The organism is Anaeromicrobium sediminis (genome assembly GCF_002270055.1).
Lineage (GTDB): Bacteria > Bacillota > Clostridia > Peptostreptococcales > Thermotaleaceae > Anaeromicrobium > Anaeromicrobium sediminis.
In genome coordinates this window covers 183,913-202,949 of sequence record NZ_NIBG01000001.1, presented here as the reverse complement: position 1 = coordinate 202,949, position 19,037 = coordinate 183,913, and the positions used below count along the sequence as shown (strand labels likewise).

Here is a 19,037-nt window from a genome sequence, read left to right as displayed (position 1 = left end):
CCATCTTTTCTATTAAAGATAAGATCTTATCTATTCACTTTTTTTACAATAGTTCCAGCCATGTTTTCTAATAATTTCACTATACACCAATTATCTTCCTCTGGGAATGCAGATATACCAGCTTGGAACATTTCCATTGCTACTCCAGTTGCAAACATAGGAACTCCACATTCCTTCGCAAGGTTCATAGTTATACCTAGGTCTTTATACATGGTTCCTATGTGACTACCCGTATCCTTAAATTTACGTTCCATTATGAGATTAGCTGCATTATTAAATAAAGGAGTTCCTACTACACTTGAACCTATTACTTCCACTAAAGTCTCAGGTTTAACTCCTGCCTTTGAACCAAGGACTAGAGTTTCAAAGGTTGCCTGAAATGTTGCTCCTACCAGAGCTTGAAGACAAGATTTTACAACCTGCCCCATACCAATTTCTTCACCAACATGATAAATATCCTTTCCCACCACATTAAGAATATCTTGGCAATTCTTGAAAACTTCACTACTTCCAGATGCCATCATAGTTAAAGTTCCAGCATTAGCGCCTCCACGTCCCCCACTTACTCCTGAGTCAATCATGTTTATCCCCTTTTCCTTAAGGATATTTTCAATGTCTTTTATAGGCTTAAGTCCTATAGTTGCAGTTAAGATTAAAGTAGAACCTGGACTCATGGTCTCCATTAACCCATTTTCTCCTGAAACTACATTTCTAGCCTGATCCCCGTTTAATACCATTACAAATACCACATCTGAATCTTTACCTACCTCGGCACAATTAGATGTAGATATCCCTCCAGCCGTTGCAAAATTATTTAATCTATCTTCACGTAAATCAAAACCTTTTACAGTATATCCAGCTTTTAAAAAGTTTTTGGCCATACCCATTCCCATATCACCAAGGCCTACAAAACCAATATTTTTCATAATTATTCCCTCCTACATTTTTTAATAAAGTAAAATTGATAAAGTTATATTAACCAAATAATCTTTTCATATTTTTAATGTCTATGTAATAACCATCTAAATAATCTCCATTATCTGGTCTATAAACATTCTCTAAAGAAATTACTCCATTATAATTATCCTTTTTAAGAGCATTGGCTATATTTTCTAAATAAGGAGCCATATTGCCCTCTCCTATTGGACAAAAATCAATTGTAGCTTTAGGAATATTAACATGAGCATCCTTTATATGGACGTGAGCAATATGATCACGAATTGCATAATATGCATCAGGGAATAATATGTCATTACAATATAATGAATTACAAGGGTCCCATAAAACTTTTAAATGCTTAGTTCCCAAGTCATCTATTAACTTTCTTGCTAAATAACCTGAGGTAATCATAGCCCCCGTACCCGTTTCCATTACTAAGTCAATACCTTCATCCTCAGCCAATTGAACTGGTTTTTCAAATAGCTTTAATAGTTTATCCCAGGATTTATTTCCACCTGCATTCCATTTGTCAGCTCCATGGTCTCCCCAGATAACCATTTGTTTTCCAAAGGTCATGGTCCTAACAAGATTAGTGCCTAATTCCTTAGCCATATCAATAGTCTTTTTTAAATACATCATATGTCTTTTGTAGTTTTCATCGTCCACTTCTGTAGTCATAACATTTAATCCTACAAAGTTGTGCCTAGATATACATGATACTTTAAGATTATAAGTATTAAGAAGTTCTTTTATTTTTTCAATTTCCTCTGGGGTGTGATCTCCCACTTCTTTATCCCACAGAAATTGAAGTTCTGCATATTTTACATCTGTTGAGTTTAAAATTTTACAAGCTTCCTCAAAATCATAACTACATCCATTTGTAATGGCACCAATTTTCATGGTTGAAACCTCCTTAGGTTTTAATTCTCATCCCATAACAACTATATTATTGAAAAAATTAAAGTAGTACATATATAACTTATTGGGTTCTATATATACATTACTCCATAGAAAGTATTTTATCTATGAACAATATTGTTATAAGAAGTGCACTATATTACTCTTTGTAAACTTATGTATCTATTCATTTCAATAGGTATTGATCCTTAGGTTAAATTCCTCCTTCACTATATTGTTATTTTATTGCATTATATTATTTAATTTTGTACGAGTTAAAAAATAAGAGTCCCATGCTATAAATTTATAACACGGGACTCTTGGTTTTATTTAGAACATATATAGAATTTAAATCTTCTATCTTACTAGTAACTCAGGTAAATATGTAGTTATTGCTGGGAATAAACAAACTAATAAAAGAACTATCACATTTCCTATTAAAAAAGGAACTGCTCCCTTAAATATTCTACCAATTTCCATATCTGAAATGGCTGCAGCTACATTTAGACAAGTGCCAACAGGTGGGGTTACTGCCCCTACTGCTAGACCTGATATTAATAAAGCTCCAAATTGAACTGGAGAAATACCAACAGACATGGCAGCAGGTAAAAATACTGGAGTCAATAGTAATATGGCAGGACTAACATCTATAAAAGTCCCTGCTAATAGGATTATTATCATAATAGCTATCAGCATAAGTGCGGGAGCAAGATTCATACTTACAACAAAGGCTGCTAATGCCTGTGGAACTCCCTCTAGAGACAATATCCATATATATAATTGACTAATAGCTATTATGGCCATAATTGATGAAGAAGTTTTTATGGCATGTAAAAATAGTTTAGGGAAATTCCTTGGATTAATACAACGAAAAATAAATAATCCAACAAAAATTGCATACATAACCCCAAAGGATGCAGATTCATTTGCTGTTGCAATTCCTAACACTACTGTACCTACTATAAAAATTGGCATAATAAGCGCCAAGAGGGATTGTCTGGTTATACTCCAAACATAGTCCCACGAATATACAAAATCTTCTTTAGGATAATTTCTCTTATAAGATATGACTATGTTTATAATAAGCTGTGATAAACCAATTAAGACTCCTGGAATTAAGCCTCCTAAAAATAGTTTACCTACAGATTGTTCTGCAGTTACGCAGTATAAAACCATAGGAACACTTGGAGGTATGATCATTCCCATAGTAGAAGAGGCCACTGTAATACCTGCTGCAAACTCCTTGTCATATCCTCTTTTTTCCATTTCAGGGATTAATATGGCACCAATAGATGCCGTATCAGATGCAGATGAACCAGATATACCACCAAATATCATACTGGCAAAAACGTTAATACAACCAAGACCTCCCTTTACTTTTCCAAAGATTAAATTACTAAAATTGATTATCTTATCTGTAATACCGCTATCATTCATCAGTTGTCCCATAAGAATAAACAATGGTAAGGCTATCATTGAGTAACTATTTAATCCAGCAAAGAGTCTTTGAGGTAGAACTGTTAAAAGTTCTGGCCTATACACTAAGAAATATGCTAACCCTGATACACCTAGTGAATATGCAATTGGTACACCAATTACTAGACACAGCACTAAACCTACTAATAAAAGTATCAATTATATTACCTCCCCATCTATTTGTTTATCTTCTACTTGTGTTTCTTTAACTTGAATAAGAGCATCTTTTAATTCTAAATCTACTTCAGAGGTCTCCATATTAAACTCTTGAGAGTTAGTATATATTAAAAGAATGTTATTAAGAGAATATAATACTATTAAGCCACATCCTATAGGGATTGAAATTTCCACTAACCAAAATGGAATTTTTGTTATTTGAGATTTAAAATCCCAGGTGTTTTTAATCCAATCAAAGCTTAGGTATACAAGACAAATGTTTAATCCACTAATTAATAAATAGTTTATAGTTAAGATTATTTTTTTGCCAATGGGTGAAAATTTATCAATGAAAAATGATATTTTAATATGCTCCCTATTTCTTACCATTATTGCTGCCCCTAAAGATGAACAATATATGAATAACATGGTTATGACCTCATTAGCACCCATTATAGAGGAGCTAAATACATATCGCAACATGGCTAGTATAAAAACTAGACATAAGATTATCATAAAAAAAATAGTAATGACTATTTCAATTGAACGAGTAATAAAAGTATCTATCTTTTTTAGTAATTCCATAAGAATAGCATCATCCTTTCTCTATATAGAATACAAGTAAGGCCATATAAATGGCCTTACTTTAGTTAATTATTCTTACGATATTCTTCAAGTATTTCTTCAACTTTATCTATATCCTCTTGTGTAAATAAACCTTCTTCTACAAATCCTTTCCAAAGGGGCTTTGATGCTTCAACCCATTCTTTTGTCAATTCTGGATCTTCAAGTACTTGGACTGTATCATCTACTACACCTTGTAACTTATTAGCAAATTCATTTTCCTGTTCAGAAAGTAATTTGTCAGAGTAAACCATAGTTTCTATAGAAACTTCATCAAATATTCTCTTTAAATCATTTGGAAGAGATTCATACCATTTCATATTTACCATGAAAGGGTCAGCACCAGCCATATAGTTATTCCATGTAAAGTGCTTTGCCACTTCATATATTTTGTTAGTTTCTAAATCAGATGCACTACTACATACTCCATCTACTACCCCTGTCTTTAGGGCCATATATACATCTGAGAAATTCATTTCTTGTGGGTGGGCACCCACTTCCTTATAAAAGTTAATAATAGGAGCTTGACCTGGTGCTCTCATTTTTAATCCTTTAAGATCGGATGGATGCTCAATTTTTTTCTTCATATTCATCATATTTCTAAAACCAGTGAATCCAACAGCGGGTATGTAGATACCATTTTTAGAAGCATCTTTCATTATCTGATTAGCAAAATCGCTTTGCTCGAAATAGGAAATTTCATCATAGGATTGAAATAAAAATGGTACATTCCATAAACTAAATTTATCACTTAACTGTTCGTATCCAGCGCCTCTATATCCTTGTAAGGCTCCTGTAACTGTCATTTGAAAAAGCTCCTGTTCTTTTCCTAAAACACCACTATGATATATCTCCACCTTTATTTTTCCACTGGTACGTTTCTCAAGTTCATCTTTAAACCACATCATAGAAACAGTTCTAGGATGTTGCTCATTCTTCTGATTAGCAAATTTAAAAGTATAAACCTTTTCTTCAGCATTCTGTTCACTGACAGTTTCTTTAGATTCTTCATTGTTTTTTTCTTTAGATTGACAACCTACCATAAGACTAGCGATTAATGTGATCATCAATAATACGGATAATATTTTTTTCATTTCCCTTCCTCCTTTAAAAATTTGAACTATTAGAATATACGAACATTGATTCTTCTAAATCCTTAAAATATAATGTTTTCCCCTGCAAAATATATATCTTAGAAATATGAAAGATCAATGAGCTAAACAAATGAAAGTTAAATATATCTCTTGAAATAAAAACACTAGGTTTTCTCTTTAGATTATGTACATGTTGAATTTAATTATGAAATATATAATATATAAGTAGGTTTCATGAAAAGTAGTTTTTTAATGTGTCAATGAGTATATTTATGAAAACATGATGTATTTTTATAGATAAGTACTATTTTAATTAATTTGATTATTATTATACCATTTCATGAATATAATTAACTACGGACAATCTTGTTATGGGATGTACACTATTTTGTTTGTTGTATTTTTATCAATAGGCATTTCTACTAATTAAAAAGTTTACTATCTCAATAGAACTGCACTATCTTGTCATCCTATTGCATTATATTGTTTTTTAGTAAAGTGACATATCATATCTTTATATATTCAATTATTATAATTTTTTCCCTTTAAGCAAATTCATTGAAATTTCAACAAGAACTCCGATTTCGACAAAAACAATGTAGAAATTCCTTCTTGTATGTAATGCTGGATTACGGGAGCATATTATTTTGTTTATTCCTAAATAATAATGTCAAAAACGTTGTAAATGGCCAACCCATGTAGTATATTGACCATAATTAAATACACTTTACTAATTTCTTATAATTAACTAGGAGGTGATTTATATGATTAAAATATGTTTATCCAAGGTGAAAGATAGTATCTTTAGGAATGAAAGCGGACCCAATTTATCCTATGTATGCAAAGTTTGTGATGAACCTAAATGGTTTTACTCTATGCATATGCATAAACATTTAAGTGAAATTGTATATATTAAGGAAGGTAAGGGAAATTTTATAATTAATAATGTTCACTATGAAGTACAAAAAGGAGATATAGTGATTTTTAATAAAGAGGTTTTACATCAAGAGTCGTCTGATCCCAAGTCACCTCTGAAAACTATCGTATTGGGAGTAGAGGATATTTTTATAAAAGGAATAGATGATAATTGTATAATTTCCAATAATGTATGCCCTATTATTAAGGCTGGACCTCATTCTTATAAAGTTGAAAAATATATGCTAGAGATATTTGAAGAATCCCTAACCCAGGCAGAAGGATTTGATTTAATATGTCATAATCTATTAAGGGCACTTATAACTTTAATTACTCGTTTAGCCCTATCCCACGAAAACATAGAATCCCATGATTTAGAATCATTAGCATATAAAATAAAGCTATATATAGATGAAAATTATATGTATGATATAAAGCTAAAGGATTTGGCAAATAAATTTTATATAAGTCCCTCTTATTTAGCACATATAGTAAAAAAGGAATTGGGTTTTTCACCGATTAGATACTTAATGGATAGAAGAATTGGTGAGGCACAAAAACATTTATTATCTACAGATTTATCTGTATCAAAGATTTCACGTCTTGTAGGATACACTAACGTAAATTATTTTAATAACTTATTTAAAAAGACAATAGGTCTATCTCCAGGTAAGTTTAGAGATATGTATGAAACTAATAAAGGCATGTCAAAATAAAGGACATGATTCTATGTCCTCTATTTATCTCTATTTATTGAAATAAATTATTTTGTAAAAACAATAAAATAACATAAAAAAAGCCCTTGAAACCGTTTTAATAGATTTCAAGAGATTTTTCCCTTATACGTATAATAATTTTTTAGTATAATCTATAATTGAGAAAAAGTTTCTAACTCTGAGTAACCCTTATTGTTGGGTAAGCTAATTTAATGTTTTCTTCTTTATCAAATCTTTGTAGTATATCTTGCCATATGTTATTTACGGTAGTTCGTCTTTGACGTGGCATACAAAGATAACGCATAGTTAATTGAATGCCACTTTCTTTTACATCCATATACACAATTGGTGTTAATTTATTGTAGTGAATCATATATCTTTTTTTTGCCTGTTGAATCATTTTAGATGCTTCATCAGATAAATGTAGCGAATGATTATTACTAATATCAGTCAATATCTCTTTAGCCTTTTGCCAATCACTTTCAAAAGTAATGAGGACCCTTATTTCATTCCAGATATATTTAAATCCTTTATTATAGTTAATCAGCGAATTTACAAATATATAGTAATTAGGAATATTTACAATACGTCCTGTACTTTGTTCACCATCCTCATAGGATGATATTTCCATTAAAGTAAACTGAAACATGCGTATATCTATAACATCTCCTTGTTGGTCATTAATTAGGATTCTGTCGCTAACTTCAAAGGGCTTTCTAAGTATAATAAAGATCCATGCTACAATATTTGCAAACAAATCCTTTAATGCTATAGCTATACCAGCTGATACAAGACCGAAATAGGTAGTTAGACTATCCATAGAATCTAACCAAAGAAATATGGAGCATATAACAAAAACAGAACTAAAGAAGTAGTATACTCTTTTTTTTGCTACATAGTATTTATTGTTATGTTCCATAATAGAATATAAAACACGATTAATGACTCGGATGAGTAATAAGGTTATAATTAACCCTATAAGGGTCCAACCTCCCTTATATAGTAAATGATTTTCATTGATATATGCCCAAGCTACTTGCAAAAGAATCTCCCCTATCTAATTCCAATAAGTCAATATGGTATAAATGATTTATTCAATATGTTTGCATTTTAATATTATGAAATACTTATGTTTTAAACTATACACTAATTCTTAGTAAATTTAAATAGGTAAACTTATTTGAAAGTCTACCTATTTTTAATGTAAAGGAATATTTATTTTTTTGTCATAATTTTTAGTATAATAGATTTTACTTATATATAGTTTTAAGTTATTTCCCTTAGCTGGAAAGTGCATAGTTCTTGTATGACTTATGGTACCATCTGATAGCTTTTCTCTTGTATTAGTAGTTGTATTCTTTAGACTAACATCTTTTCCATCAACAATGAGCGTAACAGGTGATAGTAAAATATCATCTGTAGAAGTGAAAGTAACTAAGGTTTCGTGATCCTTTTCGTATACCCTATTAATTACTATTTTTTTATTTATCAGATTAACTATAGTATCAGTCACGCCTTTTCTAAGGTTTATATTTTTTTCTACTTTTTCATTAGCCTTAAAACTTTTCAGTTCAAAGTTTAATGATTTTAATGTATCAGGTAAAGGGGGGAAAGAATATTCAAATTTCATACCATCCATATTAGTACTCATATCAGCTCCGGTACATTCATAGGAGGTTCCATTCACAATCAGACTTAAATCTAGTTCATCTACTCTAAACATCTCACCTGATATTTGCTCCTTGGCTAAATCAAATATGCTATCAATACTTCCCTTAACTATGGTCACCGTAGGGCTAGCTTCTATTGAGTCAAAATTTATTTTATGAGAATCTACACTTATGCTTTTATTAATATCATTTTTTAAGGTGGCAGCCATTGCTTTGTTCCTATCTAATTTGAATTCAATATACCCTTGTCCATGGTAGTTTACATACTTTGAAAAATCCTTAATAAAAGGATGGTTTTTATAAGGTGTGAAGTGGTTCTTGGCCTTTACATATAAAGGGTGTTTATCTGTATTTGGCAGTAATGTGTTACTCTTAAAATCTAAATATAAAGCTGATACCATAATGTATGTATCAATCATCTTGTTAGTATAGGCCTTATAAGAGATACCTTCATTGTATTCATATAAAACAGATTCATTTTTTGATACAGTGTCCATAGTTAGGGCGTTATTCATTGAGTTAATTAATGCAAAAGTTAGTAATAAACATATAACAATAAAAAGCATATATTTTTTCATAAAAAGTCCTCCTCTGATGTTTTCCACATATTAACATTATGCAGTTTTTGAAGGAAATTTTATAAGTATATTAGATTTAACAATCGTTTTTAATATAAATTACTTAATATTTATTACTATGATAAAAATCCAGAATTCTTTTTTCTAAAGAGTTTATATCTAATCCATATTTTTCAAATAATTCATTTGGTGTTCCTGATTCACCAAATATATCACTTACCCCTATAATCTCTTGAGGCACTGGGTTTTTCTGTATTAGGACTTCAGCGACGGCACTACCAAGACCTCCATATATGCTATGGTCTTCTATAGTAACTACACAATTTGTCTTTTTAGAGGATTTTAATATTAATTCTTTATCAATAGGCTTAATAGAAGCCATACTTATGACTTCTACTGATATGTTCTTCTGTAAAAGCCTTTTAGCCACCTCCAAAGAGTGATACAACATAATTCCATGACTTAATATGGTAATATCTGATCCCTCTCTTAATACGTTTCCTTTACCTATTTGAAACTTAGTATTAGAATTAAACAGCTGAGGAATTTCAGCTCTACCTACCCTTATATAGGTAGGACCATCATATTCTATAGCTTTTTCAATTAATTTTTTTGTTTCTACTTCATCTGAGGGAGCTAGTACGGTCATGTTTGGAAGTCCTCTCATTATGTTAATATCCTCTAGGGCCTGGTGTGTAGCTCCGTCTAAACCCACTGCTAAGCCGGGATGGGTTGCAATTATTTTAACATTATTTTTAGGATAGGCAATAGATTGACGTATTTGATCATAGGCCCTTCCTGTTGCAAATATTGCAAAGGTGCTTGCTATAGGTATAAATCCTTCACTAGATAGTCCTCCCCCTATACTCATCATATTTTGTTCACATATGCCTAGATTAAAATGTCTTTGAGGAAATTTCTTTTCGAATAAGGTAGTCTTAGTGGCTTTAGCTAAGTCACTATTTAAAACTATTATATTTTCATATTTTTCACCTAATTCAAATAAAACTTCTCCATATACGTCTCGTGGTGCTCTCATAGGACTACACCTTCTTTCAATTGATCTTTTGCCAGCTTATATTCATCTTCAGTCATTTTATTACAATGCCAACTTATATTATTTTCCATAAAATCTATTCCCTTTCCCTTTATGGTATTTCCTATAATGGCTAAAGGCTTTTTATTAGAAAATTTTAAAGCCTTATATATTTCTTTTATATTATGGCCATCTATATGTAACACTTCCCATCCAAAGGATTTAAATTTGGAAATTAAATTTTCAAAGGATAACTCATCTATTAATGTATTATCTAGCTGTAATTTATTATGATCTACTAATACTACTAAATTATCTAGTTTATAGTGATTAGCACTAAGTATGGCTTCCCAATTTTGTCCTTCTTCAAGTTCTCCATCTCCAACCATTACAAATACCCTACTATTTATATTCTTCAGTTTAAGGCCTAAGGCTTTACCCACTCCATAGGAAATACCTTGGCCTAATGAACCTGCACTCATTTCTATGCCAGGAGTTTTAGATTTATCTGGATGACCTTGTAATATACCATTAATTTTTTTGTACTCTAGTAAATGTTTTTTAGAAAAATAACCTAAATCAGCAAGTATGACATATAAGCCTAATGCGCAATGTCCTTTGCTTAAAATAAATCTATCCCTATACTTCCAATTGGGATTTTCAGGACTGTGTTTCATTATTCCATAATATAGTACACTAAGCATATCAATACTAGATAAGGTTCCTCCCATATGGCTTTTACCTACCTCATAGCCATAATCAATCAAATCATTACGAAGTTGCAAACTTTTATTTTCTAGATATTGTATATCCATAACAATTCCCCCTAAAGGCTTATAAAAGAGAGGCTTTATGCCTCTCTTAAACTATTTATAGATTATAAAGTTACTATGCCCTAGAATATATTTAATGAACGAATAGTCTTAATACATTTCCTAATAATATGCCTACTACTCCAAAGTCTGTATCACTGAAAGTAGTATTAGCATATCCTAAATCTCCAAGTACTGGCATAAGTAATATAGGTAATATAGTTATAAGTAAACCATGGGCAAAGGCCCCTATTATGGCACCTCTCTTTCCACCAGTGGCATTACCAAATACTCCTGCTGTAGCTCCACAGAAGAAATGAGGAACTACTCCTGGTATGATAACTGGAAGATTAAATGCCATACATAAAAACATTCCTACTATACCAGCTGCAAAACTAGATAAGAACCCTATTAAAACTGCAGTAGGAGCATAAGGAAATACAACTGGACAATCTAAGGCCGGTTTTGCATCAGGGACTAATTTTTCAGCAATACCCTTAAATGCTGGTATAATTTCTGCTAATATCATACGAACACCTTGTAGAATAACGAATACTCCACCAGCAAAGGTTATAGCTTGAATTAGGGCAAATACGATAAAATGCTGACCACCGCTTATTTCTTCCACATAAGATTTTCCTGCAACAATAGAGGATATAAGAAATATTAAAGCCATAGTTGTGGCTATTGCAACAGGAGTATCTCTTAAGAATGATAAGGAATTAGGTAGAGTCATTTCTTCTGTAGATTCTTCCTTATTACCAAACCACTTTCCTACATACCCTGCTAATACATAACCAACAGTACCAAAGTGTCCAAAGGCCACATCTTCCACACCTGTTATTTCAACCATGAACTTTTGGGCCATGGCAGGAAATACTACCATAACTAGGCCTAGGATAATAGAACCAACTGCTACTAAAGAAACTCCTGTCATTCCTCCTGCTGCTAATATGGCAGCTATCATAATTCCCATATACAGGGTATGATGGCCTGTTAAGAATATATATTTCCATTTAGTGAATCTAGCAATAATTATGTTTACAATCATACCAAAGAACATTATAAGTGCCATTTCTTTACCAAAAGTCTTTTGAGCTATAGAGACTATGGCTTCGTTATTAGGAACTATACCATTAATTCCAAATCCATGCTGGAACATATTAGCAAAGTGACCTAGAGAACCTACTACTACGCCAGCCCCTGCACCTAATATGATAAATCCCATAATTGTCTTGATAGTACCCTTGAGGCAATCTGTAGAGGATTTTTTTTGTGCTAATAATCCTATTAAGGCCACAAGTCCTACTAATACGGCTGGAACACTTAAAACATCATACATTAAAAACTTGAAGAAATTCATATGTTATCCCCCTTTTTTTAAATAGATCATAATAGTCCCATTTTTTTTAAAGTAGATTCCAATTGTTCTTTCATATGTTTTTTGTCTATCATACTTTTTAGAGATATTACTTCACCATTAACGTCATTAAGTTGATTAGTTATATCTCTAGTCCCCACAAATATATCTGCTCCCTCTCCTTTAGCAGACCCCAAATCTGTATGACTTACTTGAGCATCTATGCCCAGTTCCTTTATTATTTTTTTTATGCTCATCTCCATCATTAGACTACTTCCTAGTCCGCTACCACATACTACTAATATTTTCATTAGACTACACCTCCTTCCCTACAGAATATTTTTCAATTATATTTATAACGTCTATGACTTTGGTTGCGTTTATAATATTTTCTATATCTTCACTATTACTGAGTAGATCCATTAACTGAGACAAGGCCTTAATATGAGTTTCATTATCTATAGCTGCTAAGGTAATTACCAATTTTACAGGGTCATTATCTACACTACCAAAATTAATTGGCTTTTTTAGTGTTATTAAACTCATAGATAATTTTTTAACTCCTTCCTCAGGTCGTGCATGAGGAAGAGCTATATTAGGAACTATTACTATATAGGGTCCTATCTCCTTTATCTTTGTTAAAATAGCATTAACATAGTCATTAGTAATGTACTCCTTATCTAGTAAAATTTGAGATCCCTTTTTTACTGCATCTTCCCAGTCTAGAGCATTTACATTTAACCTTATATTTTCTCTAGTAATAAGTTCATTTAACATTGGTTTGCCCCCTTTTAACACATTGGAATTGTTATTATTTATGAGAATATAAGCAATTTCATTTTGTAATTGTTCGTAGTTATGAATTGTACAATGGTTTGAAATGGAGCTCATTATTTTAACTAGTCTATTCTCAAATTGGTTATTTAATCTCTTGCTAGAGGTATTTAATGTATTTTCTATTAATCTACAATCGTGATTATTCAATAAGGAACTTACCCTTATGATGGGAATTTTATTTTCTGGTATATGTAGTGTAGAGATGATAAAATCAGCATGTCTCTCATCATACTTAGGACAATCAAAGACAGATATAGTATCTATTATTTTTAAAGCTGGAAACTTTAATTTTAGTTGAGTTTCAAGAAGTTTTGCTGTGCCTATACCGCTTCCACATACGATTAACACCTTAACTCTAGTTTTTATATTGTTCTTTTGAGCATGTATGGCTGCTGCGAAATGGATAGTTATATAAGCAATTTCATGCTCATTTACTTGTATTTCGTATGTGTTTTCGAAATCTTTAAATATGGAATGGGTAATATTATATATATCCTTATATTTTTCCTTAATTTCTGAAAGCAGTGGATTCTCTATGAGAACATTGAATTTCATGCGATACAAGGCAGGTCTTAAATGAAGTGTTAGATTATTTACTAGGCTTAATTTATCTACAATAGTCATTTTATATCTTTGTTCAAATTCACTAATTAAATATAGGACTAATTGTGACACCAATGTATCATTATTATTTAATTTAAAATCTTTATGTACATTTGAGCCAATAAGGTGCATTGTTAAGTAGGCCACTTCTGCTAGAGGGATTGATATATTAAATCTTTTTTCTATTTTTTCACAGATGATTTTTCCTATTTCTATTTCATTGAATTTTTCTATTCTCCTTATATTTTCTTCATCCATAATTATTTTTTTATTGTTCTGTAATCTTTTAATAGCTATGGCTAAATGGGTTACTAAATTAATGTGGGCATTATAAGTAAATTCCCTTTCTAGAAAATCTTCTGCACATTTTATACATTCCTCAATGAAGTTTATATCAATATCTTTAAATATATTTTTAATTTCTTTATAAACTCCATTGTCTATAACACACTCATTATTAATTCCACCTATTATATCTATGGCCATATCCTTGTTTAAAATTTCTGTCATAAGTTCCTTTACAAAACGTCTTTTTTTATTTTCTTCTCCCATAAGATAATACCCTACGTGAGGTTTACTAACTAGTTTAAGTTCTCTTTTCTCAAACCAATCTTTTAAATCTTTTAGTTCCTTTAAAATAGTATTTTTACTTACTAGTAATTCTCTCTCCAAATACTTTATAGTTAATGGAGTAGGCGCATTTAACAATCTTAAAGCTATTATTTTTTTTCGTTCATTACTGGAATTCACATAATAGTAAGGAGATATATTTGTAAGTTCACTTTGAATACTTTTCTTATAATTGGGGTCTAAGTCTATGCCCTTACCATGCACTATTTGGAGACAGGCCATATTTTTATTTTGTAGCCACTGATTAATCTTTTTAAAATCATAGCGTATAGATCTTTCTGATATATTATATTTTTTAGATAACTCTTTTAAAGAGACAAGATGACTAGATTCACATATATGATTTAATATGGAACTTGATCGTTTATCCAATATCATAATAATCATCCCTTCTTACTTAAATTATATTATCTATGTATATACTCTAAAAGTTCAATAAATGTAATATACTTTTTACAAAAATGAACTATTAAAATAAGACTACTCATATTATATAAATAGTCTTATTTAGTAAGTAATATATGAAAATCCATCTCCTAAATAGTCGTTGTCTTCAGATAACCTTCTATAATTTTGTAAGGCTAATTCTTCAGAAGTTATCTACTTTCAAGATTGACAATTAATTATCAATCATTTATCGAATTTTAAGACAGATACCTGTCGAATTTTCACAGATCGCAAAATGTGAAAAATAATGAAAGTATATGTATAAGTTTGATGAAAGGGATTGTTAAAGTTTTAGCAAAAGGTTGTATTATTCTAATAATTGTTTATATATTTAATTCAATGTTATATGTAATGAATTTGATTATTTTATATTATTAAATACTGTTTTGTTATTTTATATTATTCTTATATATAAACTACTCGGAATAATATTTAATTATTTAAATATGGTATAATACAAACTTTATTACTCATAAGAATAAGTAAGTTTATATAAAGTGAGGTATTTCTTATGAGCCCTAAGCAAGAAGATATTTTTCTCCATTTATATGCTAAATTCAAGCCTATAGATAAATTCTTCGCTGTAAAAATATTAGAGGATTTAATAATAAAAGGTGAGTTATATATAGAAGAAATTTATCTAATATTTTCAAATCGAAAAAAAGCTAAAATAAGAAAAATAATCGATGAATTATACAAAAACCACTTGATTCAAGAAACTGATAAGAATAATAAAAAAATATATAAAATTACTAATTCTGGAGAACAATTAATCATGGAAAGCTACAAGAACCACCCCTTCTTCTGAAAACTAAAAAGACCACTAGTAAAATTTTATTTTACTAGTGGTCTTTTTAGTTTAAGCTATGTCTCTTATAAAGTAATAATGTATAACGGATTTGCTTGCAGAGTAACATATGAACTCGATTTTGCATACTTTATATTAAGAAAAAAACAACTACCAAAATTATAAAATTTACATAATCAGTAAAGGAGGTGCGATTTTATGGCTGATAAACAATGTGGTTTCTACGGTGGATGTGGAGATGAATTGTTATTTTTCTTCTTATTATTAGTAATTATATTCTGTAATTGTTATGGTGGATATAGAGGATGCTAAACAAATGAAGGAATTGGGATTGCCCCCAATTCTCTATACATAAATAATGGTTCTATAAAAGACTAAGTATGATCTAGGTCTATTGTAGAACCATTATTTATGTAATTATATTTTAAACATAATAAACACCTTCCGATACTTTCCTCTAGTAATTTAATTTTACATAACCTGCCAATAAAAATAACAACCTTTTCCATATGTATATAATAAAATACATTGTTTGCAATAATGATATTATGTCAACCATGTTGTAAAGCTATAAATTATGATTTTAAATCACTGTTATGTACTTCACAACATTTAGGTTATATTAATATTTTATTATTTATTCTTCTCACTTATAATGTAATATTTCCAACCCTCAATTCCTATTATTTTGTTTGTTAATTATCTATTGAGATAGTTAATCCATATGCAGCATTATTTATTGTAATAGGAACATTAGCCTTCACTAGAATAGATTATATATAAAAAGATTTGTTTGTTTTCAAGGATAATTAAGAACAAAAAGGAGGTTACCTATGGTTTCTAATAATATTACTATGATTTGTGAAAAACATGAACTCACGGATATTGAAAGTATTTTAAATTGGATAGGTAGTGATTATATCTTTTATTATTCATGTGAAAATTGTAAAAACTGCGAGAACTGTAATAAGTGTCACAAAATATAAATGTTAATCTAGTTATTAAGTTAAAGACCCTTAGAAACCTAAGGATCTTTATTCTTTGTCTTTCATATAATTTCTAATTTCTTAAAATCATTCCCGAACCATTTTTCCCACTTCTTCTAATAATATGTCCCTTTTATTCATTTCAGGATCGTCTAATACGGATTCCAATAACTTATTTAAAATAATACCTATTTGTTTTCCTTGTTCTATTCCAGCATTTATTAAATCATTACCATTTATCTTTAAATCTCTTATACTTAAGGGTTGTTTCTCAAATAAGACCTTCTCACAAGCAAATTTAATTTTAAATATCTCTCTAAAATCTTCATAAAAAGCATTACTACCTTGTAAATCAGCAATTTTTAGCTTATATAAGTCTTCCAGTCTATCTTCCCCTATGCCCCTTATAAATTTTTTAATCGATCTTGGCTTATTTGTATCACATTTGTTCATATGCCAATATACCAATTCTCTTACATGCCCTATCTCTTTATTACTATATTTTAATTCCGTCATTACTTCTTCGCATATTCTAGCAGACTCTTTTGAATGGCCAAAAAAGTGTCCTATACCATTATCAATGGAAAAGGTTTGTGGCTTTCCTATATCGTGAAATAATGCTGCCAATCTTAATTCCAATTTTGGTTGTATACTGTCTACAACTGTAAGAATATGATCAAATACATTTTTACTATGGTGTGGGTTGTGCTGATGGAAATTATAACAAACACATAGTTCTGGAATTATTTGTTTAAGAAGGCCAGTTTCAAATAACCTACTAATCCAAGTACTAGGTTTTTTTGACAATATTATTTTATTAAATTCTTCTCGTATTCTTTCTTTACTTAAATTTGAAATATCATTATCTTCTTCAATAGCATAAAAAATATCCCTATGTATTTCAAAATCATACCTACTTGCAAATCTAAAGGCACGCAATATTCTTAATTTGTCTTCTGCTAGTCTATCGTAAGCGCTTCCTACACAAGATATAATTCCATGCATCAAATCTTGCTGTCCATTAAAATGATCAATTATATTTTCTTCTATGTCCATAGCCATAGAATTAATGGTAAAATCTCTACGCTCTAAATCCTCTCTCAAAGTTTTGGCAAATTTTACGACATTAGGCCTTCTTTCGTCTATATATTCAGATTCCAATCTATAAGTTGTCACTTCAAAAAGTTCTTCATCCAACATAACTGTAATAGTTCCATATTTCTCTCCTGTAGGTATTGTTTTTTTAAATAATTTCTTTATAATGCTTGGAACTGCATTTGTAGCTATATCATAATCTTTGGGAGTTACACCAAGAATTGAATCTCTAACGCAGCCACCTACCAAGTATGCCTCATAGCCATTATCTATTAAAGTTTTCATTATTTCTTTAGCCTTATTTATCATTCACTATCGCCTTTCTGTTAACCGCTATTACGAATTCTTCTACTTTCTTCATATTCGGGGTTTTTGGTAATGAAGTATTTTTTTTGGCATATTTTAATTTTTTATCCAATTCATCAACCCATTCAAAAAATTCTGATCTGTAACTTCCATCTTCTTTCATATACTTTCCGTTTCTTATTTCTAATAGTAATTTTCTATCATTTTCTCTATAAGTATTAATTCCTTGCCCTTCTAGTATTTCAATTGCCATCAAATACAATCTTATTAGATGCATAGCATGTTTATTAAGATGTAAGTCATCTTTCTTCCTATTTCTATGATTTAATTTACTATATTCTTTCACCACATTGTTCATTTCTGAATAAATACACTTAAAATCTCTAAGTGGATAGTGCTTTGTACTTATATCCATAAAAATTTCATTTTCATAATCTTCTTTACTGGATTTATCAATATATAATTTGATTCCATGTTTATCCTCATAAACCCTCTCAATGTGGGTCATTTGATTATTTATACTATTCAATATATGCTGCTCTTTTTCTGATTGCGGATAATTGTCTCTTGCTAATGCATTTTGCAATCTTCTTAATTGTTGATTTGCATAGCCACCAAAACTATTGATTGCCTTTTGAGATATAAATAAATCAATATTGTCTTTTAATAACTTACCTATATCTGTTAGGACTAAATAATGATCTTCTTTGCAGCCAAACATTTCAACTATATTAGGGTTACTATTAAGTAAAAGATTTACCATTTTCTTAAATGAATAAACTGTCGTGTCAGTTTCTCTATTCTCAAATTGCTCAAAATTACTCATACCTAATAATTCCTGTGGCTTATTTAATGCAACCCCTCTGATATCTAAATCACTACTTTCTACATTTGTACCATAGGAATAACTTCCGCCTAATGTTAATAGAATTATATTTTTACCCAAATGCTCATTTTCTCTTAGAAAATTGTATTTTTTACTTTTAACTTCCTGTTCTATTTCTTTAATATCCATGCTGCTCCTCCTTAATTATGTTAGTTGGAATATCATT

At 30.1% G+C, this 19,037-nt stretch carries 16 protein-coding genes; 2 read left to right on the top strand and 14 right to left on the bottom strand.

Features of this window, described 5'->3' with window-relative positions; all coding sequences use genetic code 11:
* Positions 1–26: 26 nt before the first annotated feature.
* From CCE28_RS00995 to CCE28_RS00975, 5 genes are all read right to left on the bottom strand, one after another.
* A complete protein-coding gene (locus tag CCE28_RS00995) occupies positions 27–926 on the bottom strand; it encodes an NAD(P)-dependent oxidoreductase (RefSeq protein WP_095130073.1) in 900 nt (299 codons plus the stop codon).
* Between the two features lie 49 nt (positions 927–975).
* The gene (locus tag CCE28_RS00990) at positions 976–1,839 is read right to left on the bottom strand and encodes a sugar phosphate isomerase/epimerase family protein (protein ID WP_095130071.1); all 864 of its coding nucleotides are present in this window, start codon (positions 1,837–1,839) and stop codon (positions 976–978) included.
* 354 nt (positions 1,840–2,193) lie between these two features.
* The gene (locus tag CCE28_RS00985; RefSeq protein ID WP_095130069.1) at positions 2,194–3,471 is read right to left on the bottom strand and encodes a TRAP transporter large permease; all 1,278 of its coding nucleotides are present in this window, start codon (positions 3,469–3,471) and stop codon (positions 2,194–2,196) included.
* A complete protein-coding gene (locus CCE28_RS00980) occupies positions 3,472–4,053 on the bottom strand; it encodes a TRAP transporter small permease (protein ID WP_095130068.1) in 582 nt (193 codons plus the stop codon). It abuts the gene before it with no gap.
* Between the two features lie 65 nt (positions 4,054–4,118).
* Entirely contained in the window at positions 4,119–5,186 is a 1,068-nt protein-coding gene (locus tag CCE28_RS00975; protein ID WP_095130066.1) for a TRAP transporter substrate-binding protein, read from the bottom strand.
* A 764-nt stretch (positions 5,187–5,950) separates the two neighbouring features.
* On the opposite strand from CCE28_RS00975, the gene CCE28_RS00970 reads away from it, so the two are divergent.
* On the top strand, positions 5,951–6,817 hold the full coding sequence (locus CCE28_RS00970; protein WP_095130064.1) for an AraC family transcriptional regulator: 867 nt from the start codon (positions 5,951–5,953) through the stop codon (positions 6,815–6,817).
* Positions 6,818–6,989: 172 nt separating this feature from the next.
* Here CCE28_RS00970 and CCE28_RS00965 read toward each other — a convergent pair whose 3' ends face one another.
* The 7 genes from CCE28_RS00965 to CCE28_RS00935 form a co-directional block, all read right to left on the bottom strand.
* Positions 6,990–7,859 carry a mechanosensitive ion channel family protein gene (locus CCE28_RS00965; protein WP_095130062.1) on the bottom strand — a complete coding sequence of 290 codons (870 nt, stop codon included), beginning with the start codon at positions 7,857–7,859 and terminating at the stop codon, positions 6,990–6,992.
* Positions 7,860–8,015: 156 nt separating this feature from the next.
* Entirely contained in the window at positions 8,016–9,065 is a 1,050-nt protein-coding gene (locus tag CCE28_RS00960; protein ID WP_095130060.1) for a hypothetical protein, read from the bottom strand.
* Positions 9,066–9,168: 103 nt separating this feature from the next.
* Positions 9,169–10,104: a transketolase family protein gene (locus CCE28_RS00955; RefSeq protein ID WP_095130058.1), complete on the bottom strand. Its 936-nt coding sequence runs from the start codon at positions 10,102–10,104 to the stop codon at positions 9,169–9,171.
* Positions 10,101–10,916, bottom strand: a complete 816-nt coding sequence (locus CCE28_RS00950; protein ID WP_095130056.1) for a transketolase — start codon at positions 10,914–10,916, stop codon at positions 10,101–10,103. The genes CCE28_RS00955 and CCE28_RS00950 overlap by 4 nt, the downstream gene beginning before the upstream one ends.
* Positions 10,917–11,007: 91 nt before the next feature.
* On the bottom strand, positions 11,008–12,276 hold the full coding sequence (locus CCE28_RS00945; protein ID WP_095130054.1) for a PTS ascorbate transporter subunit IIC: 1,269 nt from the start codon (positions 12,274–12,276) through the stop codon (positions 11,008–11,010).
* Positions 12,277–12,302: 26 nt separating this feature from the next.
* Positions 12,303–12,584: a PTS sugar transporter subunit IIB gene (locus CCE28_RS00940; RefSeq protein WP_095130052.1), complete on the bottom strand. Its 282-nt coding sequence runs from the start codon at positions 12,582–12,584 to the stop codon at positions 12,303–12,305.
* Positions 12,585–12,588: 4 nt separating this feature from the next.
* Positions 12,589–14,721 carry a BglG family transcription antiterminator gene (locus CCE28_RS00935; protein ID WP_176461583.1) on the bottom strand — a complete coding sequence of 711 codons (2,133 nt, stop codon included), beginning with the start codon at positions 14,719–14,721 and terminating at the stop codon, positions 12,589–12,591.
* A gap of 580 nt (positions 14,722–15,301) precedes the next feature.
* Between CCE28_RS00935 and CCE28_RS00930 the strand changes: the two genes are divergently transcribed.
* Positions 15,302–15,598, top strand: a complete 297-nt coding sequence (locus CCE28_RS00930; RefSeq protein WP_095130048.1) for a hypothetical protein — start codon at positions 15,302–15,304, stop codon at positions 15,596–15,598.
* A 1,073-nt stretch (positions 15,599–16,671) separates the two neighbouring features.
* Here CCE28_RS00930 and CCE28_RS00925 read toward each other — a convergent pair.
* Complete coding sequence (locus CCE28_RS00925) at positions 16,672–17,988, bottom strand: CCA tRNA nucleotidyltransferase (RefSeq protein ID WP_095130046.1); 1,317 nt, start codon at positions 17,986–17,988, stop codon at positions 16,672–16,674.
* A complete protein-coding gene (locus CCE28_RS00920) occupies positions 17,978–19,000 on the bottom strand; it encodes a nucleotidyltransferase domain-containing protein (RefSeq protein ID WP_095130044.1) in 1,023 nt (340 codons plus the stop codon). The genes CCE28_RS00925 and CCE28_RS00920 overlap by 11 nt, the downstream gene beginning before the upstream one ends.
* Between the last annotated feature and the right edge of the window lie 37 nt (positions 19,001–19,037).